This window comes from Micromonospora sp. NPDC049107, from assembly GCF_040648595.1.
Taxonomy (GTDB): Bacteria; Actinomycetota; Actinomycetes; order Mycobacteriales; family Micromonosporaceae; genus Micromonospora.
The window spans coordinates 465,029-486,144 of record NZ_JBEZEC010000004.1 but is presented as its reverse complement, the minus strand read 5'-3'; the positions used below and the strand labels follow the sequence as shown (position 1 = coordinate 486,144).

Here is a 21,116-nt window from a genome sequence, read left to right as displayed (position 1 = left end):
CCCCTCGCTGTCTCAGTAGCGCCAGGGTCGCCCGGTCTCCCGGTACTCCTCGACCGGCACCAGCGGCACGCCCGGCGCCATCCGGTCCACGTAGAGCCGGCCCTGAAGATGGTCGATCTCGTGCGCGACGAGCCGGGCCATGCCGAACTCGAACGACGTGATGATCCGGCTGCCGTCCCACTGGGCGTGTTCGACGTCGAGCCGCAGCGGCCGGGGCACCAGACCGCGGTGGTCGAAGAAGGAGAGGCACCCCTCGTACTGCTCGTCGGTCTCCGGGTCGGCGTCGACCACCCGGGGGTTGAGCAGGACGACCGGTTCCGCCGAGCGGTCGGGGGGTCGGACGACGGCCGCGGCACGGCCGATGGCGAGCTGTGGGGCGGCGATACCGACCCCCTTGCTGAACGGGTGCAGCTCGTCGAGTCGGGCCAGCGCCATGATGAGGCGGTCCACGATCTCGCGGGCCGCCTGCTCCTCGCCGGGGAGGTCGAACTGTCGCACCGGCTGTCGGAGCAGGTCGTCGCCGCGCTGCACGATGCCGATCCCGCGCATGCGGTCGCTGGGGCGGACCCGGGTGGCGCCGGGGCCGACGTCCGGCTCGGTGTCCGGCCGAGCCCGGAAGCGCCACTGCATCCGGTAGCGGGCGTTCAGCGGCGGGTCGTCGGTCTGCCAGTCGACGATCGCCCGGTCACCCTCGTCGTGCCGCTGCGGGGCCGTCCGCAGCGGGCCCTCCTCCGCCGAGAGCGAGGTCTCCACGCCCCAGACCTGCGGATCGAACGCCGCCGGCAGATCCAGGCGTACGGCGAGACGCCGGGTGGGCAGCCGGACGGCCCGCTGGAACCAGGGGCCCCACTTGTCGTGGCCGACGCTGTACGCGTACTCGATGGTGGTCCGGTCGCCGGGGTACAGCGGAAAGCGGCGTTCGCCGTTCTCGAAGAGGAGCCAGATCTCCTTGAACGCGTCCCGGTCGTGTTTCGCCCGCCAGTGCATCGGCTCGGAGTCGCCGGTGCCGTCGTCGCGTCGGGCCTGTAGTTGCAGCTCGGCGAAGGTGAGCGGGTGTTCCCGGTGGTGCCGGTTGGAGCGACCGGGATCGTTCGGGTAGCGGTCCACCGCGACGCGGACGAGGTAGCGGGTGACCGGCTCGGTGCCCGCGTTGTACAGCTCGCGGCGGATGACGCACCGGTAGCCGTCATCGGTGTGGGTGAGGGTGGCCAACTCCCGCTCCACCACGAGGCCGGTGCCGGGGGGCAGCCACTGGCTGGACAGCGGGGGTTCGCGCTGCGGTTGGCCGGAGCGGGCGTGCCGGAGGTCGTCGTACTCGCGGAAACGCTGCCAGATCGCGCCGCTGGCCTCCAGGACGGCCTCGGCGCGGCGGGCGAAGTCCTCGGTCGGGCGGTGTCGGCGCCCTTCGACGTGGCTCACGTAGGACGGGTCGAAACCCATCAGCACGGCCAGTTGTTTCTTGGAGAGGCCCCGCCCGGCGCGCTGGCGGGCAAGCTCGGCCGCAAAGGACTCGGCAGCCCGCTCGAGGGGTGAGGTCGTCATCGGCTTCCTCGCGGCCGGGAGTATCAGTTTCACGTTCCGTGGCCGAGCGCACACTCATCTGGCATGTTCCCGACACACCGCTTGACAGCTCATGTCTTGCCGCCTGTGACGGCGGCCGGCGGTGGCAACCCCCGCCGGGCGGCTGGAGTCCTTATCCCCGTGAGAGTTGATCCGAGTTTCGACAGCTTCGTCGAGCAACGGTCGGCGGCGCTCCTGCGGCTCGCGTTCCTCCTCACCGGGGATCGGGGCCACGCGGAGGATCTGCTGCAGACGGCCCTGCTGCGCACGATGCGTCGCTGGTCGAAGGCCCGCGAGGCCCCTGAGCCGTACGTCCGGCAGGTCATGGTCAACCTGTCCCGGGACCGGATCAGGGACCTGCTGCGACGCCCACGCGAGACGGCGCTGCCGGACAACCCCGACGCCTTCCGCTCCACCGATCCCGGATTCGACGGCGTCGGGGAGCGGCAGACGGTCGCCACGGCGCTCGCCCAACTTCCCGTGCGGCAGCGACAGGTGATCGTGCTCCGGTACTTCGAAGACCTCTCCATCGAGCAGACGGCGGAGCTGATCGGCTGCTCGATCGGAACGGTCAAGTCGTACACCTCCCGGGCGCTGGCGCGGCTGCGCGAACTACTCGGCGACCTTCACGAAACCGAAGAGGCAAGGACCCTGCGATGACCGCTCTCGACGACGAACAGCTGGGCCGCCTACTGGGCGACCGGCTCCACGAGGAGACGTACACCATGACCGCACCATCGAATCTCACCGAGACCCTGCACCGTAAGAACCGCCGTCGTACCCGGGCACTGGGTCTGGCCGTGGCCGCGCCGGTGGTCGCCGCCGTGGCCGTGGGCGCCTCGCTGGCGTTCGCTCCTGGAGGCGTGGGAGGCGGCGGCGCCCCGAAGGAGGCGCCGGAGATGCTCACCGTCGGCTACGTCGCCGAGCAGACGGCCACCGCCCTGGGCCAACTACCGGGGTACGTCCAGCACGAGACCGCCAAGCACCAGGGCCGGGACGGCAAGCAGGCGAGCCTGATCGAGCTCTGGGCCGACCGCACCACCAGCCGCGAGCGGCAGGACAACAAGATCTACTACGGCGACGTCCGCTCGTACACCGTGGCGCTGGACGGCTCCACCGCCGTCGAGCTGAACCATGACAAGAAGAAGTGGTGGACCTACCAGGTCTCCTCGCTCAAGCCGGCCGACACCAAGCAGGTCCAGTACCTACCGCCGTCGCTCAACCCCAAGGACCTCAAGCGCGCCGTCGACAGCGGGAAGGTGACGCTCGTCGGGAAGGAGCGGCTGGACGGCAGGCAGACCGTGCACCTGCAGTGGCTGGGCGGCCCGGACAGCGCCATGGACACGGCGAAGACCGCCGAGGAGTCCATGCAGATCTGGGTCGACGCGAAGTCCTACCAGCCGGTCCGGGTCGTCAACAAGGTGTTCAGCGGCACCACCACCAGCGACTACGAGTGGCTGCCCCGCACGAAGGAGAACCTGGCGAAGGTGACGGTGACTCCTCCGGCCGAGTACCGGAAGCTGTCGTGCACGCCCACGCCGGCCAAGGACTGCGGCTTGAACGATTAGGGGCTGTTCATAAGGGCCAGCTCTTATGAAACAGGCCATCAAGTCGTGTTTACGAGGCCCCGGATCGCGGTACGCGGTCCGGGGCCTCTCGGCCTGCCCGAACAGGGCAGCCGCTGTCGCCCGGATTACAGAACACTCGGGTATGCCGGCGAGCATGGTTAGGCTAGCCTTAGCTCAGGACGGCATCTGACCGTCCGCCGGGGGAGGCTCCTCGGCCATCCGGACGGGGGACGGCTCAGGTGACTGCGGTGATGCCGAGGCGGGACGTGACCGCCACGCCGCTCGCCCCCGTCACGGCCGCGCTGCGGACCATGTTCGGCACCGACGACCTCCCCGGGCTCGCCCGGGGGCTGCTGGTCGACGACGAGCTGGGCTGGGCCCCCGCCACGACCCTGGTCGACGGCACCCGCCTGCCGGAGCTGCTGCGCGCCGCGAGTGTCCGCTGGGGCGGCACCCCGCACGCCTGCGCCGCGCTGGCCTGGAAGTCGTACAGCTACTGGACGGCGCTGCCGGTCGTGCTCGGTTGGGCCTCGGCCCGCCGGGTTCCGCTGCTCCACCCGGCCGACGTGCTGATCCACTTCGAGGACCACCGGCCCCTGATCACGCTGGGTCTGCGCCGCGGCACCACCGTGGCGGTCCTGCCGAGCGACCCGCTGGCGCTGTCCGGCCTGCCGGAGGTACGCGTCGTCGCGGGTGAGGCGGAGTTGCTCGCCGAGCTGCGGGCCTCCCTGCTCGACGCCCACCTGGCCCCGCTGATCGCGGCGATCCAGGCCGAGGTGCGGGTGGGCACCCGGACGCTGCTCGGCTCGGTCGCCTCCGGCATCGCGCACGGCATCCTGCGCGGTGCCGACGCGCTGCCCGGCTCGACGGTGCAGAGCATCGACACCCTGCTCGGCGCGCTCGACCTGGCCGACCTGGTCGAGCTGGTCCCCGGCCCGGCCGGCGAGCCCAGCGTCCAGCGCCGTACCTGCTGCCTGGCCTTCACGCTGCCCAGCCCCAAGGTCTGCCAGGGCTGCTGCGTCCGCCAGGGCTGACCCCCTTTTCAGTCGGTCAGCGACCGGACGTCCCACACCCACACGCCGCCGGTGAAGGTCGGCTGGATACCGGTCAGCTCGGTCATACCGCGACGTAGCTCCATCTCATGCTCGTGCGGTCCGAGGATCACCACGCCGGCCCGCCAGTAGCGCAGGTCGTCGACCGCCTTGACCCGACTCTGCGGGGTGATCGGCGGCACCGCGCCGGTACGGCGGATGGTGGCGAAGAAGCTGCTCGTGGGTCGCGGCGGCGCGGTGAACAGCGCGACCTTCGGCGGCTGAGCGCTCGGGCGGGTGTCCGGGCCGAGGAAGTAGCCCCGGGCCAGCGGCATGTCGAGCCGGGTGACGGCAGCCCAGCGCAGCGGCTCCGCGTAGGTGGTGTCCGGCAGCGGCAGGGTCACCACACTGCGCCCACCAGCCACGTACGGCCGCCAGGCCCCACTGGTCACGAAGGTGGGCACCGGATCCAGTTGGACCACCGGCAGCGGGGTGGGCAGGATCGGCAGCAGGGCCATCGTCAGCACGGTCGCGGTGGCGAAGCGGATCTGCAGCCGGGCCGCCGGTCGGGCGCGGGCCAGCTCGCGGGCGCGCTCGGCACCGTAGGCGAGCAACACCCCGATGATCGGGGTGATCGCCAGCGCCCACCGGGTCGGCACCACCGAGTGCAGGATCGGCAGGTTCTCCAGCGCCGCCCAGGGCCCCGGCACCCCGGTGCCGCGATTGTTGAAGCGGATCTCCCGGCCGAGCGAGAGCACCGCGAAGAGCAGCCCGAGCCCGGCCAGCGCGAGCACCACCGCCGAGCGCCGCAGCCACCAGACGAGGGCGACCACCAGCACCAGCAGCGACCAGCCGAAGAAGCTGTTCTCCTCGGTCGGGTTCTTGGCCAGGCCGGCGGCGGTGCGCGGGCTGCCGGCCAGCGACTCCCGGGAGTACGCGACGAACGAGGCCAGGTCACTGGAGTAGCCACGGATCAGGCTGGACAACCCGGAGTAGGCGCCGGGGCCGAAGAACTGCACGTACAGCGGGTACGCGAGCAGCGCACCGGCGACCACGGCGGCGACGGCCAGGCCGGCGAGGAAGCCTCGGGTCCGTGACCGCAGAGCGGGGCGAGCGAGGGCCAGCGCGCCGACGACCACGCCGAGCCCGATCGCGGTCATCAGCAGGATCTCCAGGTTGAGAAACGCCTGCCAGACGATCACCAGGGCGAGCAGCACACCGTTACGCAGCCAGCGGCCGGGGTCGGCGAGCCGCAGCGTACGCCAGATGATCAGCGGGACGACGAACTGCGACACGATGTTCGGGTGGCCGTTGGCGTGCGACACCATGGCCGGCGCGAACGCGCAGAAGCCGGCGCCCAGCCAGGCCGGCCCCCGGCTCTTGACCAGGACGCGGGAGAGCAGGAAGTACCAGGCCGTGGCCGTGGCGATCATTCCGAGAGTGAGAAAGAGCAGGAATGACACCCGTGGCCCGAACAACAGGGTGATCGGCGTTATTGGCAATGAAATGGATAATACGGACGTATTTGCCATGAGGTTGACGCCGTCCGGCACGTTCATCTGGTCCGAGTGGAACGGGTACGCGAATTGCGTTACCACCCGCGCACCGTGCGCCATCATCCATTCGAACTGCGACTGGTCCGAACGGTTGTCGCGCACTCCGCTGCCCGGGTCCCACCAGAGACGCCCGGTGATCCAGAAGGCGAGCACCACGAAGCTCAGCACGGCGGCCAGATCGGCCCACTTCCCGTTACGGCGCAACCGATCGCCGTCGCCGGGCTCCTCCACCCGCGACGCGGTGGACGGACCGTCGCCGGGAGCGTCCGATTCGGGAGTAGTCATGACAATTCATAGGGTAGTCAGCGTATGGCGGTGCCGTGACATGTTTCGAGGTACTGCCGTACTATGTGCCGGGTTCGCCGACCGCCGATCACGTGCCCACCCCCCCGACCCGCAATTCGGCCAACAGCTCCCCCGATTCCGCTGCCATCCAAGCGGATGATTCACTCTGTCGGTCCAGGCACGGGTCGAGTTCATATCGTGAGGAATCGACGCATGGCAGAAATCACTGGGGACCAGCGCGTCCAGTCCGAGGTGCTTGAGGGCCTGGCGATGGCCGTCAACCACCGTCGCTGGTTCGTCGAACTGGCGGTGCCGTACCTCGGTGACGACCCGATCGAGATCGGCAGCGGCCTCGGCGACTACGCGTTGGAATGGTCGCAGCGGCTGCCCCGGTTCACCGCCACGGAGGCCGACCCCGACCGGCTCGTGCAGCTCAAGGAGCGGCTCGCCAGCCAGGCGGGCGTCGACGTCCGGCAGATGCTGCTGCCGCACAACGATCGGGGAAACTACAGCGCCGCGGTCTCGTACAACGTGCTGGAGCACATCGACGACCACGTGGGCGCGCTGCGCAGCATGCGTGACCTGGTCCGACCCGGCGGCGCGGTGATCATCATCGTGCCGGCGTTCCAATTCGCCATGAGCCCGGCCGACATCGCCACCGGCCACGTCCGCCGCTACACGAAGAAGACGCTCGGTACGGCGATGACCGAGGCCGGCCTGACCGTAGAGAAGATCCACTACGCGAACGCGCTCGGGTTGATCGGCTACTTCATGGCCACCAAGGTCTTCCGGCTCATGCCGAAGGAGGGCCCCATGGTCAAGGTGTACGACACCCTGGTCCTCCCCGCCACCAAGGCCGCCGAGCAGGTCGTCCGCCCCCCGTTCGGCCAGTCCGTCTTCGCCGTGGCCCGCGTCCCCGCCTAACCCCCCGCCCTCTCCCTCACCCCTCCTCGTCGATCTTGCACTTTCGGTTGCCGACACGTCCCTTGTGCGGGGATATGTCAGCGCAGAAAGTGCAAGATCGACGAGGTGGGGTTACTCCTTGATCTGGCACGTGGGGCGGATGACCGCTCTCGCCAGGGTGTGGAAGGTCAGGTTGAAGCCGACGTAGGCGGGGCTCGCGTCGGGGGTCAGCTCTAAACGGTCTACGTCGAGGGCGTGCACCGCGAAGACGTACCGGTGGGGGCGGTCACCGGGCGGCGGCGCCGCGCCGCCGTACCCCTGCTCGCCGTAGTCGTTGCGGACCGAGAACGCTCCGCCGAGATCGCTGCCCGCCGCACCCCCGGCACCGGTCGGCAGTTGTGTGACGTCGACCGGCACGTTCACCAGCACCCAGTGCCAGAAGCCGCTGCCGGTCGGCGCGTCCGGGTCGTAGCAGGTGACGGTGAAGCTCTTGGTCTCGGCGGGGAAGTCCGACCAGGTGAGCTGCGGCGAGACGTTCTCACCGCCGGCGCTGCCGTGCATGTGCCGGACGTCCATCGGCTCGCCGTTCTGCACGTCGTCACTGGTCAGCGTGAACGAGGGGACGGTCGGCAGCAGCTCGTACGGGTCCGGGGCGATCGGTCGTTCCAGGGTCATCGGTACGTCCTTCCGGAGTGGGCAGATACCAGCCCCTTCATACCCCTTTCCACGGCATGGAACGACCGATTGGTCGGGGTGTGCCGGATCACGGGAGCGGGCTAGGGTGAGGCCCCTGAAGCGTTCCACGGGGGGAATTCCTTGCTCAGCATCTGGCGGGACTTTCTGGTCGCCGTCGTCGGCGTCCTGCGCAAACCGGACGAGCGGGCGCTCGCCGAGGAGCGTCGACGCGCCGTCGAACGACTCGCCGACACGACGATCCGCGAAGCCCGACGGGACGAGCCCGAGGGTACGTAGCCGCAGACCCGCGGGGGTGACCGGAGAGCCAGGCACCGGACGCCGCCCGCTCGGACGGTGAAGATGACCGGATGGCGCGGCCAGTGGTCACGACGGAGACCCACCGACCGACCTTGTTCGAGGTCTTCTTCGACCTGGTACTCGTCTTCGGGCTCATCCGGGTCACCTCGTTCATGAGCGAACGGCCCGCGCCGGTAACCCTGGTGCAGGGACTGCTCGTCCTCATGCTGCTGTGGAACTCCTGGCTGGTGTACACCTGGCTCGGCAACTCCGTCCGCATCGACGTCGGGCCGATCTGCATCGGCGTGACCATGGCGATGGGGGCCATCTTCCTCATCGCGCTCGTCATCCCGGAGGTCTGGGAGACCGGCCCGGATACGGCGATGCCGCGGCTGACGCTGGTACTGGCGTACATCGTGGTGCGGACGATCCAGTTCATCCTCTTCCACTGGGTGGCCTCGGACGATCCCCGGCTACTGCGGACCGTCCGGCTCTACGCCCTCACCACCGCGCTGTCCTGGATCCCGCTCGTCCTCGGTGCCACGTTCGGCGGCACCCCGCAGATCCTGCTGTGGGCGGTTGCGCTCGTCGTCGACATGAGCGGCGGGGTGCTCGCCCTGCTGCTGAGCGGGTGGCCGGTACGCAGCCCCGGTCACTTCGTGGAGCGGCACGGCCTGGTCGTGATCATCGCGCTCGGCGAGTCCCTGATCTCGGTCAGCGCCGGTGTCGGGACCCAGATGATCCGCGGGCAGACGCTGGTGGCGGGCCTGCTCACCCTCAGCGTGACGGGCGGCCTCTACTGGCTGTACTTCACGAGCGCGGGAAACGCCGGCCGAGCGCTCACAACTCGGTCCGGGCTGCGGCGCGGGTTCGTCGCCGGCAACGCCTATAGCGTCGCCCATCTCCCCCTGCTCGCCGGGACGATCTACGTGGCCTTGGGAGTCGAGGAGGTGCTGACCGAGCTGGGGCACGGCACGCTGGGGTGGATCCCGGCCACCGCACTGTTCGGCGGAACGGCCCTGTACCTCGCGGGCCGGGCGACCTTCCTCGTCCTCAGCGTCCGGTGCGTACGATCAGAGCAGTTCGTCGCGCCCGGTGTGGCGCTGCTGTTGCTCCCCGTCGGCCGACATCTGCCGGCCCTGGCCGCCCTCGGCCTGCTGACGGCGTTCCTCGCCGCCCTACTCGGCTACGAGGCGTGGACGAGACGTGCGAGCCGGACCTCCGACTGACAGCGGCTTGGCCAGCGGAACGCGATGAGGTTATTTGTGTTTTTGGCGTTTGTGACGCATGCTTCCCCTGTGTCGACTACGGGTGACGACCTTCTGACCACCGGTCAGGTTGCCAAGCTGCTGGGGACGTCGCGGCAGCAGGTGGTCAACCTGTGCGAGCGTGGCGAACTGCCGTTTGTGAAGGTCGGCGCGCATCGACGGCTCCGGCGAGAACATGTCGAGGCGCTGCTGCGCCCCAAGCCGGAACTGACCCGTGATCAGCTCAAGTCGCTGTGGCTGCACCAGGCGATAGCGGGGAGTTTGGTCACCGACCCGGACGCGGTACTGAACAAGGCCGGGGAAAATCTTGATCGACTCCTGCGGCAACACCAGGGGACCATGACAGAAGTCTGGCTCAAGCGTTGGCAGGACAAGATCAACGAGGGTGTGGGTGCCGTCCTCAAGACGTTGACCTCGGATGACCCGGAAGCTGTGGAGCTACGACAGAACTCGCCCTTCGCCGGGGTCCTCTCGCAGCCCCAGCGCACGAAGGTTCTCGACTCCTTCACGCGCAGCGGCTGGGGGCGGGTGGCGTGAGACGCGAACAACTGGAGCATGTCCTGCGGTCTGCCTGCCAGATTGTCGGAGACCCGGACGTCCTCGTCATCGGCAGCCAGTCGGTCCTGGGGGCCATCCCGGAGAGCAGACTTCCGCTCGAAGCCACCGCCTCGATGGAGGTCGACGTGGCGTTCTTCGACGACCCCGACGACCGGAAGGCTGACCAGGTCGACGGTGCCATCGGCGAGCTTTCGCTTTTCCACGAGACGAACGGCTACTACGCCCAAGGCGTGAGCGTGTCGACGGCGAGGCTGCCCGACGGCTGGCGGGATCGGCTGGTCCTGGTGGAGTCTCAGAGCACCCACCGGGGCGGGGCTACACGCTCGAACCGCACGACTGCGTTGTGTCCAAGCTGGTAGCCGGCAGGGAGAAGGACCACGCCTTCGCCGACGCGCTGATCCGGGCCGGGCTCGTCGATCCAGCAATGGTGGCGGAGCGGATCGAGATGGTTGACGTGCATCCGCTGGTGCGGAAACGACTGAGGGACTGGATCGCCAGCTATCTGCCGGCGATCTGACGGCTACGCGGCGTTCTGCGGAGGGTGTGGGATTCGAACCCACGAAGACATCGCTGCCTTACCGGTTTTCAAGACCAGCGCCATCGGCCACTAGGCGAACCCTCCCGGACCGCCACCCGTGGGTGCGCGGCCGTGAACAGTCTGCCACGGCACCCGGCGGCCGGCTCGGCGTCCCTCCCCGAAAAGCGCCGGCCAGGCGGCAGCTCCAGCGTCCACTGTGGCGCTGATCGACTCGACTTCCTTGAAACCGGGGCATCCCGCGTGCCGGGACGCCCCGATTTCACGAAAGCCGAGTTGACCAAGCCCGCGGACCGCCCGGTTTCCCGCAAGCCGGGGAACCAAGCCCGCGGGCCGCCCGGTTTCACGGAAGCCGGGGAACCAAGCCCGCGGACCGCCTGGTTTCCCGCAAGCCGGGGGGACCAAGCCGACCAGGGCCGGACCGCGTCGCCGCGAGGGGTGCGTCTGCGGCGGCGAGCGCGGCGGGTGAGACTGGGGATATGCGAGCCATCACCGTTCCGCAGCCTGGTGGACCCGACGCGCTGGTCTGGGCCGAGGTGCCCGATCCCGAGCCCGGCCCGGGTGAGGTGATCGTCCGGGTGCGGGCCAGCGGGGTCAACCGCGCGGACCTGCTGCAACGGCAGGGGCACTATCCGCCGCCGCCGGGCGCGCCCGCGTACCTCGGTCTGGAGTGTTCCGGGGTGATCGACGCGGTCGGCCCGGAGGTGACCGGGTGGGCGGTCGGCCAGGAGGTCTGCGCGCTGCTGGCCGGTGGCGGGTACGCCGAGCGCGTGGCGGTGCCCGCCGGCCAACTGCTGCCGGTGCCGGCCGGCGTGGACCTGGTCGACGCTGCGGCGCTGCCGGAGGTGGCCTGCACGGTGTGGTCGAACGTGGTGGGGGTGGGTCGACTCACCGCCGGCGACACGCTGCTGGTGCACGGCGGGGGCAGTGGGATCGGCACGTTCGCGATCCAGTTCGGGGCGGCGCTCGGCGCCACGGTCCTGGCGACCGCCCGGACGACGAAGCACGCCCGGCTGCGCGAACTGGGCGCGGCGCACACGATCGACTACCGGGACCAGGATTTCGTCGAGGAGGTCCGTGAGGCCACCGACGGCCACGGCGCGGACGTCATCCTCGACATTCTGGGCGCTTCCTACCTGGGGCGGAACGTGGAGGCGCTGGCCACCGGCGGCCGGCTCGTGGTGATCGGGATGCAGGGTGGCCGCAAGGCCGAGCTGGATCTTGGCGCGTTGCTGACCAAGCGGGCCAGCGTGTCGGCGACCGCGCTGCGCTCCCGGCCGCTGGCCGAGAAGGCGGGGATCGTGCGGGGCGTACGCGATGAGGTGTGGCCGTTGGTCGCGGCTGGCGCGGTCCGCCCGGTGGTGGACCGGCGGCTGCCGATGGCCGAGGCGGCCGAGGCGCATCGGCTGGTCGAGTCGAGCGACCACGTCGGGAAGGTGCTACTCACCCTCGGGTGAGGCGGGCGGCAGCATGAGGCGGGCGCCGGGGCCCTGGGCGGCGAGGGTGTCGCCGGGGTTGTAGAGCATGCAGCGTTGCAGGGACAGGCAGCCGCAGCCGATGCAGCCGTCGAGGTCGTCGCGGAGCTTGGTGAGCAGCCGGATCTTCTCGTCCAGCCGGCCGCGCCAGCTCGCGGAGAGGCGCTCCCAGTCCTGCGGGCTGGGGGTACGGCGCTCGGGCAGCGATTCCAGCGCGTCGCGGATCTCGTCGAGCGAGACGCCGACCTGCTGGGAGATCCGGATGAAGGCGACCCGCCGCAGCTCGGCGCGGGCGTAGCGGCGCTGGTTGCCGCCGGTGCGGTCGGCGCGGATCAGGCCGAGGCGCTCGTAGTAGCGCAGCGCGGACGGTGCCACGCCGGAGCGGACGGACAGCTCACCGATCGTCAACGCGTCCTGCATCACCGGGTCCTTGAGTTGAAGTGGACTTCAACTCAAGGTTACCGGCGATCAACGCGCGGAGGAGACCGCCGGGCGACGGCGGGCGCGCTCGCGACCGAGGATCCAGATCGCCTCGACGCCGTCCTTCCAGGTGATCTTCTTGCCCTCTTCGCGGCCCCGGGCCCGGTAGCTGATCGGCACCTCGTACGGGCGGATCCGGCGGCGCAGCAGCTTGCCGGTCACCTCGGCCTCCATGCCGAAGCCCCGCGAGCGCACCTCCAGCGACCGGTACAGCTCCACCGGCATCAGCTTGAAGCAGGTCTCCAGGTCACCGATGTACGAGTTGAAGAGGACGTTCGCCGCCATCGTGACGCCCTTGTTGCCCATCACGTACCAGAAGCTGTAGGCGCTGTGGCTGCCGAACGTGCGATTGCCGTAGACGACCGTGGCCCGCCCGTCGAGCACCGGGGCGAGCAGCTTCGGGATGTCCTGCGGGTCGTACTCCAGATCGGCGTCGAGGATGACCATGTATTCGCCCTCGGCGCTGTCGACCGCCGTCTTGATGGCCGCGCCCTTGCCCGCGTTGCGCTGGTGGGTGATCACCCGCAGGCGCGCGTCGTCGGCGCGACCGAGGACCTCGCCGGTGCCGTCACGGCTGCCGTCGTCGACCACGACCAGCTCGATCTCGCAGGGGTAGTCCACCGCCAACGCCTGCTTGAGGGCATCCGCGATGCGTTCTTCCTCGTTGTAGACCGGCATGAGGATCGAGAGCTTCACGGGAATCTCCACGGTGGCGACAACACGTCGGGCCTAGCCTAGCCTGGCTGGTCAGCCCAACGGTGGCCGCCACCGTCGGACAGCCGGCGTGGCGGTTTCAGCCCGATGGTGTTTACTTCCCGCCATGTCGGCTGCCGGCCCCCTGCTCGCGGTGCTCCCCGCCGCCTCGGTGCTCCTGCTCACGATCGCGTCGAAGCCGCGCGGGACGTCTGCGGTGGCCCCGTCCCGGCTCGCCGCGGTGCGCGCCGCGCTGCTCACCGGCGCGTACGCGGTGCTCGTCGTCGAGGTGCTCGGCGCGCTGCACGCCCTGACCCGGCCGGCGTTCGTCGCCGCCTGGCTGCTCTTTCTCCTCGCCGCCGCGACGGCGGTGGCTCTGCGCCGGCGACGCGACACCCCGGCCACACCGGCCGCCGCCGCGACGCCGCAGCCGGTGCCGGTGGGCGCGGCGGTGCCCGCCGGCGCCGCCCCGGACACACCCGCCCCGGCCGTCGACCACGGCCCGGTGGGCGGGCGCACGGCCGCACCGATCCAGCCCAAGGGAGTACGCGCCAGACTGCTCACCCGGGCGACCGAGAGTTGGCGTACGGCGGGTCGGGGCGAACGGCTGCTCGCGGGCGGCATCGGCGGCCTGGTGCTGCTGGAGCTGCTGATCGCGCTCTTGGCCGAGCCGAACAACTTCGACTCGCAGACGTACCACCTGCCGAAGGTCGAGCACTGGGTGGCCCAGGGCGACCTCGACTTCTGGCCCACCGCCATCCACCGGCAGGTGACCATCCCGCCCGGCGCGGAGTACCTGCTGCTGCACCTGCGCCTACTCACCGGCGGCGACGCGCTGCACAACCTGGTGCAGTGGGCCGCCGGGGTGCTCTGCCTCCTGGTGGCCGCGCGGATCACGGCGCAGCTCGGCGGCGGCCGGCGAGCCCAGTTGATCACCGCGTTCGTGCTGGCCAGCACCCCGATGGTCGCGCTACAGGCCACCAGCACGCAGACCGACCTGGTCTGCGCGGCGTGGGTGGCGTGCGCGGCGACCCTCGCTCTGGACGGTCTGCGCCGACGCACCGGCTGGGGAACCGTGCTCGGCCTGGGGGCGGCCACCGGGTTGACCGCGGTGACCAAGACCAGTGGTCTGATCGCGGTGGGCCCGCTGCTGGTGCTCTGGGGTCTGGCCCAGCTCCGGCTGGCCCTGGCGGCTCGGCCATCAGCCGCCGAACCGTCGGGTCGGGCGGCGACCGCCGGAGCGGCGGGTCGGGCGGCGACCGCCGGGGCGTCGGCGGGGCGGGCGCGGCCGGTGTTCCGCGTCGTCACCGGTTCGGTGCTGATCCTGGCGGTGGCGGCGCTTGTCGTCGGCCCGTTCCTGGCCCGGGTGACGGCCGAGTTCGGGCACCCGTTGGGCCCGCCCCGGCTGCGTGAGTCGATCCCGATGGAGCGGCACGACCCGGCGTCGATCCTGGTCAACGCGCTGCGCATCGGGCACACGGCCTTCGACACGCCGGTCGCGCCGCTGCGCACCGCCGGCGCGGACGCGATCATCGGCGGCGCGGAGGCGATCGGCGTCGACCCGCAGGACCGGGCGATCACCTTCGGCCGGGAGGTGTTCCCGGTGCCGGCCTGGTACCCGGACGAGGATCGGGTGGCGTTCCCGATCGCCGGGTCGGTGGCGCTGCTCGGCGCGCTGGTCGCCCTCGTCCGCCCGCGCCGGATCGATCCGGCGCAGGCGGGGCCGCTGCGGGCGTACGCCGTGGTGGTGCTGGCCGCCGTGCTGCTGCACACCTCAATGATCAAGTGGCAGCCGTGGGGCAACCGACTGATCCTCTACGCCCTGGTGCTCGCCGTCCCGCTCGCCGGCCTCTGGCTCGACGCGCTCCTGCGCCGCCACGCCGACCGGACGCCGGAGCCCGCCGACCCGGATCGGAGGCGACGCTCGGTGGCCGCCGTGGCGGTCGTCGTCGTGCTCGCCACCTCGGCGCTGGCCGGAGTGCTCGCGCTGTCGTACGGCTTTCCGCGCCGGCTCGTCGGCTCGGGCTCGGTCTTCACGACCTCGGACTGGGACACCCGGTTCCTGCGCCGACCCGAGTGGGCCGACGAGTTCCGCTGGGCCGCGGCGGCGGTCCGCGAGAGCGGCGCGCGCCGGATCGGTCTGGTCGAGCGGAACGACGACTGGGAGTACCCGTGGTGGCTGCTGCTGCGCCAGCCGGACGGCAGCTCCCCGGATCTGGTGTCGTTGCAGTCGGTCCTGCCGGAGCGACCGCCCGCCGACCCGGCCTCGGTGGACGCGATCGTCTGCACCGGTAGCCAGCCGGCCTGCGCCGAGCTGATCCCGGCCGGGTGGCGGTTGGAGTTCCGCGACTACGTCGGTTACGCCCTGCCCCCGGGACGCTGACAACTACGGCAGGCGAGGGCCCCGCACGTACGACGTGCGGGGCCCTCGCTTTCGGCTACTTGGCGCGAGGGATGAGGACGAGCCGGGCGACGCCCTTGTCCCCGTCCTTGGTGCCGGCGACGCCGACCGTCGTGCCGACCTTCACCTCGCTGGGCTGCACCGTCGACCGCTTCTCGACGACGCGCAGGTCCTCGCCGAAGGTCCACGTCATCGTGAAACCGTCGGTGGACTTGACGGTCATCGAGTCGCCGTCGACGGCGGTCACCGCGCCACGCTGGACGGCGACGGTCTGCGTACCGTTCTCCTTGGTCTGCACCACCGCCTCGCCGTGCAGGGTGTTCTTCCGCAGCAGCACGCGGGCCTGGTGGCGCTTGCGCAACTCCTCGCCGCGCTTCTGCTTACCCTTCTCGGCCGCCGTGGGAGAAGGTGCGGGCGTCGCCGGGGCGGCGAGGGTCTGCACGTCCAGGTCGTTGGCGTCGAAGCCCATCGCGGTGAGCGCCTGGCCCTCCACACCCATCGCGGCGGCGACCTCGACAGCCGCGTCCCGCGCGGGCTGGCTGGCCACCTCGGCCGCGCCGCATCCGCTGACGCCGAGCGCCACCGCTGCGAACAGTGCCGTGGTGCCGGTGACGAATCCCCAACGTGGCATGACTCTCCCTCTCGTCCGTGGAGCCTTCAGCCTTCCCCGCGAGGACGAGCGGACCGTCAGGCCGATGTACGGGTCCGGTAAGGATCACCGGGCAGCCGGACCGTGAAGGCAGCGCCACCCTCGGGCGCGTGACCCGCGACAATCTCCCCGCCGAGCCGGCGCACCAGCCCGGCCGCGAGCGCCAGCCCGAGACCGCTGCCCACCTTGCGCACCCCCCGGTACCGCTCGTGCAGCGCCCCCCGCTCGAACGCCACCGCCAGGTCGTCGTCGGTGAAGCCGGGCCCGCCGTCGCGGACCTCCAGCACACCGCCGGCCGCCGGGTCCGGACCGACCGGCCGGACCGCGAGCACCACGGGCGCACCCGGGGGTACGACCCGCAGCGCGTTCTCCAACAGCCCGTCCAGCACCTGCCGGATCCGACCCGGATCGGTGTACGCGGACACCGGCGCGCCGGGCGTCTGGAGGTGGAACGGCACCCCGACCGCAGCGCAGCGGCCGGACCAGGTGGGCTCCGCGTCGGCGGCCAGTCGGGTGAGGTCGACGGGTACCGGCTCCAGCGGGAAGTCGGCGGCCTCCAACCGGGCCAGCGCCAGCAGGTCGCCGATCAGCCGGTCGAGGTGCTGGGCCTCGGCCAGCATGGTCCGGCCGGTGTCGGCGGTGCCGTCCGCGTCGATGACCCCGTCGGCCAGCGCCTCGGCGTACCCCCGGATCGCGGTCAGCGGGGTGCGCAGCTCGTGCGAGACGGACAGCAGGAACTCCCGCTGCCGGCCCTCGCTGGTGGTCAGCGCGGCGGCCAGGCCGTTCAACGCCTCGGCCAGGTCGGCGACCTCGTCCGGCGACTCGACCGGCACCCGCACGGCGCGGTCGCCGGCGCGCAACCGGGCGGCGGCGGTGGCCGCAACGCGGATCGGTCGGGCCAGGCGGCGGGCCAACAGGAGACCGGCCACCACACCGGCGGCCAGGCCGGCCAGCAGCGGCAGCCACAGGCTGAGCAGCACCTGCGCCCACAGCCCGTCCGACGTGGCGCGGGAGAGCACGACCCCGTTGCCGTCGGGCAGCGCCCGGCCCTCCACCAGGGCGCGGTGCCCGTTGACCGACCGGCGGGCCGACACGTTGCGGCCCTGCCCGATCCGCTGCACCACGCGCGGCGGCAGGCCCGCCCGGTCGACGGTCCCGCGCCGGATCAGGTACGCGTCGATGCCCTGGTCACGGAGTTGCTGGATGAGCTTCTCCTCGTCGGCGGCGCGTCCCCGGTCCAGCCGGGTCCGCAGCACCTCGGCGGCGAGTCGCGCCTGGGCGGCGAGGGCGTCCTGATCGCGTCGCTCCGCGCCCCGGATCGCCAGCGGCACGGCGACGATCGCCGTGACGAGCACCGACACCAGTGCCACCGCACAGGTGACCAGCACCGCGCGGGCGGTCAGGGTCCGGCCGAGCCGGTTGCGACGGGGGGCGGCCGACTGGCGGTCGCCGACCACCGGCAGCGCCATGGTCGGCGACTCGACGCGTACCGGCTGCTCAGGCATCGACCGCGTACCCCACGCCGCGGTGGGTGCGGATGACGCTGGCCGGGCCGAGCTTCGCGCGTACCTGCGCGACGTGCACGTCCACGGTGCGGGTGCCGGCGTGCGCGGCGTATCCCCAGACCCCGGCCAGCAACTCCTCGCGGGTGAAGACCCGCCCCGGCCGGGCCATGAGATGGGCCAGCAGGTCGAATTCGGTCGAGGTGAGCTGCACCGGCAGCCCTCCGGCGGTGACCGTCCGGCGGGCCGGGTCGAGGGTCACCGGGCCGACGACGCGCGGGCGTTCCGCGCCCTCCGGGCCACCGGCGCTACGGCGCAGCACGGCGCGTACCCGGGCGACCAGCTCGCGCGGGCTGAACGGTTTCGTCACGTAGTCGTCGGCGCCCAACTCCAGCCCGACGATCCGGTCGACCTCGTCGTCGCGAGCGGTGAGAAAGATGACCGGCGTCCAGTCGCCGGCCTCGCGCAGCCGTCGGCAGATCTCGGTGCCGGGAAGGCCGGGCAGGGCGATGTCCAGGACGCAGGCCACCGGGCGCAGCCGGCGGGCCGCGTTCAGGCCGGCCTCACCGTCGCGTTCGAGGTGGACGCCGAACCCGTCGCGGCCCAGGTAGAGCCGTACCAGGTCGGCGATGGCCGGCTCGTCCTCGACCACGAGGACGAGTCCGCGGTGCGGCGGTTCCGAAGTCACCGGCCCATGATTCCCGACCCGGTGGCTCGGCGCGATCGGTACGTGTTCGAGTTCGGTAAAGGCGCTCGTCGTACGGCGTCAGCGCGCGACGGCGGGACGGAACACGCTGGGCCGTACGGGGGCGGGCGTGTCGCCGATGGTGGCGAGAACCCGTTCGCGGGGTGCCCGCAGACGGGTCCGAAAGGCGTGGTTGAGCAGCGCGTCGAGCTGCCACACCTGCTTCGGGTGGGTGGTGCGGATGAGGAACCGCTCGCGGATCCCGTCGATCGCGGTGGCGGCCAGCTCGACCGAGTGCAGCCGCGGGTCGGGGCTCCACGTGACGTTGCTCAGCTCGCGCAGCTCGGTGTTGAGGTGCAGGCGCAGTCGGTGCAGGAGTCGGGTCTGCTGGGTCACCACCAGTCGGCGGTGCGTGAGCAGCAGCAGGTAGTCGCCGGTGACCGGGCGGTCGGGGCGGCTACAACGGGTGACGAGGATGGTCGCGTCACCGGAGCCGACGCAGCGGCGGAACACCGGCATGTGCCGGCTCACGGTCTGCACGGCGAGGCCGGCCTCGGTGGCGGCCGGGAGGAACGTTCGGGAGAAGACGTCCATGACCTGCCCAACGACCTGCCCGGCGGGGTGACGTGGGTCACGGCGAATTTTTGGAAGTTCCACGCCGGCCCGTCGCACTGCCTGTCCGATTTCCGACCTGGACGGATGCCGGTCAGCTTTCGGGCTGAAGCGGGGTAGCGGCGAACAGCTCGGCGAGCCACCCGGGCACCGCCTCGGCGTACTCCGCGCGGGCCGGGTCGGTCGTGTCGAGGGCCCGCCGCCAGGAGAGCGACCGGCTCACCGCGCCCAGGTTCATCGCCAGGTCGGCGGCCTCGACGAGGGTGCGGCGGTCGTAACGGTCGGTCCACGCCTCCAGGTAGGCGTCGCGCAGCCGGGCCAGGCTGGCGTCGTCGGCGGACAGCGCGGTGGCGTACCGAATGGAGCGCAGGGTCACCAGCAGCGTGCCGAAGGGGTGCGCCACCGAGGCGTCGCCCCAGTCGAAGTAGCGGTACCCGGCCGGCCCGGCGAAGACGTTGCCGTCGTGCAGGTCGTCGTGCTGCACGGTCGCCTCGATGCCGATGTCCGCGAGCCGACGGCACCGCCGCGCGTACGCCGGAACCTCCGCCCGCAACCGCTCGTACGTCTCGACGGTCAGTCCGCCCTCCGCGCCGACGCGCAGCGACTCGGCATCGTCGAGCAGGTCGGCGAGCAGCCCGGCCAGCGCCTCCGGACGGTGGTCCGGCACGCCGAGGGCGACCAGTTCGTCGGCGCGCGACGCGGTGGCGAGTTGCAGCGCCGCGTACCCGGGCAGGGCCCGCTCCCAGCGCGTCAGGTCGGGGTCGCGGCCCAGCACGTCGCGCAGCGTCTCCCCGCCGTCGGGGAGCAGCGACCAGCCCCGCTCCCGGTCCACCCCGATCGGGGCCAGCACCCGCTCGGGCGTCAGCGCGGCCAGCGTCGCGATCAGGACCGCCTCGTGCGTCGTGCCGGAGTTGTTGGCCTTGAACCAGACCGGCCCGTCGTCGGTCGGCACCCGCCAGACCAGCGACCACGGCCGGACCCGGGGCTCGACCGGCCCACTGATTCGCCGGCCGGTGCCCGCGAGTCGCTCGTCGACCCAGGACCGGGCCTGCTCCTGCCACTGCACGCTGGACCAGTCGGGAGCGCGCTCGTCGGCGATCGTCGTCACGATGGGCACCCTAGGCGGCGTGCCCGACCTCGGCGAGAGCATTTCCGGGGCGGATCAGACCAGCTCGACGATCGTGGCGTTGGCCATGCCGCCGCCCTCGCACATGGTCTGCAGGCCGTAGCGGATTCCGTTGTCCCGCATGTGCGCCAACATCGTCGTCATGATCCGGGCGCCGGAGCCACCGAGCGGATGCCCGAGGGCGATCGCCCCGCCACGCGGGTTCAGCCGCTCCGGGTCCGCCTCGGTCTCCGCCAACCAGGCGAGCGGTACGGGGGCGAACGCCTCGTTCACCTCGTACACCCCGATCTCCTCGATGCCCAGCCCCGCGCGGCGCAGCGCCTTCGCGGTGGCCGGGATGGGCGCGGTGAGCATGGTGACCGGGTCGTCGGCGGCGACCACCGCGGTGTGGATGCGGGCCAGCGGGCGCAGGCCGTGCCGGCTGGCCCAGTCGGACGTGGTCACCGCGAGCGCGGCGGCGCCGTCGGAGATCTGCGACGCGGAACCGGCGGTGACCACACCGTCGGCGCGGAACGGGGTGGGCAGCTCGGCGAGCCGGTCCAGTGAGGTGTCCCGGCGGATGCCCTCGTCGGCCGCGACCGTGCCACCGTCGTCGAGGGGCACCGCCGCCAGCTCCGGGTCGAACGCGCCGGCGTCCTGCGCGGCGGCGGCCTTCTCGTGGCTGGCCAGGGCGAACTCGTCGAGCTGGGTACGGGAGAAGCGCCAGCGCCGGGCGATCAGCTCGGCCCCGACGCCCTGGTTGAAGGGGAGCGGCGCGTCGTCCGCGAAGCCCTCCACACCCCGGTAGCGGGCGCGGAGCTGGTCGCTGAACGGCAGGCCGTCCGCCACGCTGGAACCCATCGGCACCCGGGTCATCGACTCCACCCCACCGGCGACCACCAGGTCGGCCTGGCCGGAGAGCACCGTCGCGGCGGCGAAGTGCAGGGCCTGCTGGCTGGAACCGCACTGCCGGTCGAGCGTGGTGCCGGGCACCGCCTCCGGCCAGCCGGCGGCGAGGACGGCGTTGCGGGCGATATTCCACGACTGCTCGCCGACCTGGGACACGCAGCCCCAGAAGACGTCGTCGACCTGCGCCGGGTCGAGCCCCGTACGCTCGGCGAGGGCGCGCAGCACGTGCGCCGACAGGTCGACCGGATGGACACCGGCGAGACCGCCCTTGCGCCGCCCGACCGGGGTGCGTACCGCGCCGACGATGACCGCGTCACTCATGTTTACTCCCCGGTAACTTGGGCTGTCCCGATCCTACGCTGACGCGGC

22 protein-coding genes and 1 tRNA gene are annotated in these 21,116 nt (G+C 71.6%); 11 read left to right on the top strand and 12 right to left on the bottom strand.

Going from position 1 to position 21,116, the window contains the following annotated elements; genetic code table 11:
* Window positions 1-12 precede the first annotated feature (12 nt).
* On the bottom strand, window positions 13-1,542 hold the full coding sequence (locus AB0B55_RS13470) for a peptide deformylase (protein WP_357131663.1): 1,530 nt from the start codon (window positions 1,540-1,542) through the stop codon (window positions 13-15).
* 153 nt (window positions 1,543-1,695) lie between these two features.
* Here AB0B55_RS13470 and AB0B55_RS13465 point away from each other — a divergent pair, with 153 nt between their 5' ends.
* The 3 genes from AB0B55_RS13465 to AB0B55_RS13455 all read left to right on the top strand — a co-directional run bounded on the left by AB0B55_RS13465 (window position 1,696) and on the right by AB0B55_RS13455 (window position 4,162).
* Window positions 1,696-2,220 carry a SigE family RNA polymerase sigma factor gene (locus AB0B55_RS13465; protein ID WP_357131830.1) on the top strand — a complete coding sequence of 175 codons (525 nt, stop codon included), beginning with the start codon at window positions 1,696-1,698 and terminating at the stop codon, window positions 2,218-2,220.
* Complete coding sequence (locus AB0B55_RS13460) at window positions 2,217-3,128, top strand: hypothetical protein (protein ID WP_357131659.1); 912 nt, start codon at window positions 2,217-2,219, stop codon at window positions 3,126-3,128. The genes AB0B55_RS13465 and AB0B55_RS13460 overlap by 4 nt, the downstream gene beginning before the upstream one ends.
* 251 nt (window positions 3,129-3,379) lie before the next feature.
* Window positions 3,380-4,162: an IucA/IucC family C-terminal-domain containing protein gene (locus tag AB0B55_RS13455; protein ID WP_357131656.1), complete on the top strand. Its 783-nt coding sequence runs from the start codon at window positions 3,380-3,382 to the stop codon at window positions 4,160-4,162.
* An 8-nt stretch (window positions 4,163-4,170) separates the two neighbouring features.
* Here the strand turns inward: AB0B55_RS13455 and AB0B55_RS13450 are convergent, their stop codons facing one another.
* Window positions 4,171-6,000, bottom strand: a complete 1,830-nt coding sequence (locus AB0B55_RS13450; protein WP_357171799.1) for a hypothetical protein — start codon at window positions 5,998-6,000, stop codon at window positions 4,171-4,173.
* A 213-nt stretch (window positions 6,001-6,213) separates the two neighbouring features.
* On the opposite strand from AB0B55_RS13450, the gene AB0B55_RS13445 reads away from it, so the two are divergent.
* Window positions 6,214-6,924, top strand: a complete 711-nt coding sequence (locus AB0B55_RS13445) for a class I SAM-dependent methyltransferase (protein ID WP_357171798.1) — start codon at window positions 6,214-6,216, stop codon at window positions 6,922-6,924.
* A gap of 111 nt (window positions 6,925-7,035) precedes the next feature.
* On the opposite strand, the gene AB0B55_RS13440 is transcribed toward AB0B55_RS13445, so the two are convergent.
* Complete coding sequence (locus AB0B55_RS13440; RefSeq protein WP_357171797.1) at window positions 7,036-7,578, bottom strand: YbhB/YbcL family Raf kinase inhibitor-like protein; 543 nt, start codon at window positions 7,576-7,578, stop codon at window positions 7,036-7,038.
* Between the two features lie 141 nt (window positions 7,579-7,719).
* Here AB0B55_RS13440 and AB0B55_RS13435 point away from each other — a divergent pair, with 141 nt between their 5' ends.
* From AB0B55_RS13435 to AB0B55_RS13415, 5 genes are all read left to right on the top strand, one after another.
* A complete protein-coding gene (locus AB0B55_RS13435) occupies window positions 7,720-7,875 on the top strand; it encodes a hypothetical protein (RefSeq protein WP_357131644.1) in 156 nt (51 codons plus the stop codon).
* A 71-nt stretch (window positions 7,876-7,946) separates the two neighbouring features.
* On the top strand, window positions 7,947-9,104 hold the full coding sequence (locus AB0B55_RS13430; RefSeq protein ID WP_357171796.1) for a low temperature requirement protein A: 1,158 nt from the start codon (window positions 7,947-7,949) through the stop codon (window positions 9,102-9,104).
* A 69-nt stretch (window positions 9,105-9,173) separates the two neighbouring features.
* On the top strand, window positions 9,174-9,680 hold the full coding sequence (locus AB0B55_RS13425) for a helix-turn-helix domain-containing protein (RefSeq protein WP_357131638.1): 507 nt from the start codon (window positions 9,174-9,176) through the stop codon (window positions 9,678-9,680).
* The gene (locus AB0B55_RS13420) at window positions 9,677-10,060 is read left to right on the top strand and encodes a hypothetical protein (RefSeq protein WP_357131635.1); all 384 of its coding nucleotides are present in this window, start codon (window positions 9,677-9,679) and stop codon (window positions 10,058-10,060) included. The genes AB0B55_RS13425 and AB0B55_RS13420 overlap by 4 nt, the downstream gene beginning before the upstream one ends.
* On the top strand, window positions 10,045-10,218 hold the full coding sequence (locus AB0B55_RS13415) for a hypothetical protein (protein WP_357131632.1): 174 nt from the start codon (window positions 10,045-10,047) through the stop codon (window positions 10,216-10,218). The genes AB0B55_RS13420 and AB0B55_RS13415 overlap by 16 nt, the downstream gene beginning before the upstream one ends.
* An 18-nt stretch (window positions 10,219-10,236) precedes the next feature.
* Here the strand turns inward: AB0B55_RS13415 and AB0B55_RS13410 are convergent.
* Window positions 10,237-10,323, bottom strand: a tRNA-Ser gene (locus AB0B55_RS13410).
* A gap of 392 nt (window positions 10,324-10,715) precedes the next feature.
* On the opposite strand from AB0B55_RS13410, the gene AB0B55_RS13405 reads away from it, so the two are divergent.
* Window positions 10,716-11,693 carry an NAD(P)H-quinone oxidoreductase gene (locus tag AB0B55_RS13405; protein ID WP_357171795.1) on the top strand — a complete coding sequence of 326 codons (978 nt, stop codon included), beginning with the start codon at window positions 10,716-10,718 and terminating at the stop codon, window positions 11,691-11,693.
* Here AB0B55_RS13405 and soxR read toward each other — a convergent pair.
* Together soxR and AB0B55_RS13395 are read right to left on the bottom strand one after the other, a co-directional pair.
* The gene (gene soxR / locus AB0B55_RS13400; RefSeq protein WP_357131626.1) at window positions 11,676-12,131 is read right to left on the bottom strand and encodes a redox-sensitive transcriptional activator SoxR; all 456 of its coding nucleotides are present in this window, start codon (window positions 12,129-12,131) and stop codon (window positions 11,676-11,678) included. The genes AB0B55_RS13405 and soxR overlap by 18 nt on opposite strands.
* Before the next feature lie 48 nt (window positions 12,132-12,179).
* Window positions 12,180-12,887 (bottom strand): glycosyltransferase family 2 protein, encoded by a 708-nt coding sequence (locus tag AB0B55_RS13395; RefSeq protein WP_355240514.1) that lies wholly within the window; start codon window positions 12,885-12,887, stop codon window positions 12,180-12,182.
* A 124-nt stretch (window positions 12,888-13,011) separates the two neighbouring features.
* Between AB0B55_RS13395 and AB0B55_RS13390 the strand changes: the two genes are divergently transcribed.
* Window positions 13,012-15,267, top strand: a complete 2,256-nt coding sequence (locus tag AB0B55_RS13390) for a hypothetical protein (RefSeq protein ID WP_357171794.1) — start codon at window positions 13,012-13,014, stop codon at window positions 15,265-15,267.
* Between the two features lie 55 nt (window positions 15,268-15,322).
* Here AB0B55_RS13390 and AB0B55_RS13385 read toward each other — a convergent pair whose 3' ends face one another.
* From AB0B55_RS13385 to AB0B55_RS13360, 6 genes are all read right to left on the bottom strand, one after another.
* Window positions 15,323-15,916: a hypothetical protein gene (locus tag AB0B55_RS13385; RefSeq protein ID WP_357131619.1), complete on the bottom strand. Its 594-nt coding sequence runs from the start codon at window positions 15,914-15,916 to the stop codon at window positions 15,323-15,325.
* A gap of 56 nt (window positions 15,917-15,972) precedes the next feature.
* A complete protein-coding gene (locus AB0B55_RS13380) occupies window positions 15,973-17,439 on the bottom strand; it encodes a histidine kinase dimerization/phospho-acceptor domain-containing protein (protein ID WP_357131616.1) in 1,467 nt (488 codons plus the stop codon).
* Complete coding sequence (locus AB0B55_RS13375; protein ID WP_357131613.1) at window positions 17,432-18,124, bottom strand: response regulator transcription factor; 693 nt, start codon at window positions 18,122-18,124, stop codon at window positions 17,432-17,434. Before AB0B55_RS13375 ends, AB0B55_RS13380 begins: the two co-directional genes overlap by 8 nt.
* Window positions 18,125-18,202: 78 nt before the next feature.
* Entirely contained in the window at window positions 18,203-18,715 is a 513-nt protein-coding gene (locus AB0B55_RS13370) for a hypothetical protein (protein ID WP_357131610.1), read from the bottom strand.
* 112 nt (window positions 18,716-18,827) lie between these two features.
* Window positions 18,828-19,841 (bottom strand): aminoglycoside phosphotransferase family protein, encoded by a 1,014-nt coding sequence (locus AB0B55_RS13365; protein ID WP_357171793.1) that lies wholly within the window; start codon window positions 19,839-19,841, stop codon window positions 18,828-18,830.
* Window positions 19,842-19,895: 54 nt separating this feature from the next.
* Window positions 19,896-21,068, bottom strand: a complete 1,173-nt coding sequence (locus tag AB0B55_RS13360; RefSeq protein ID WP_357131604.1) for an acetyl-CoA C-acyltransferase — start codon at window positions 21,066-21,068, stop codon at window positions 19,896-19,898.
* Window positions 21,069-21,116: the final 48 nt, after the last annotated feature.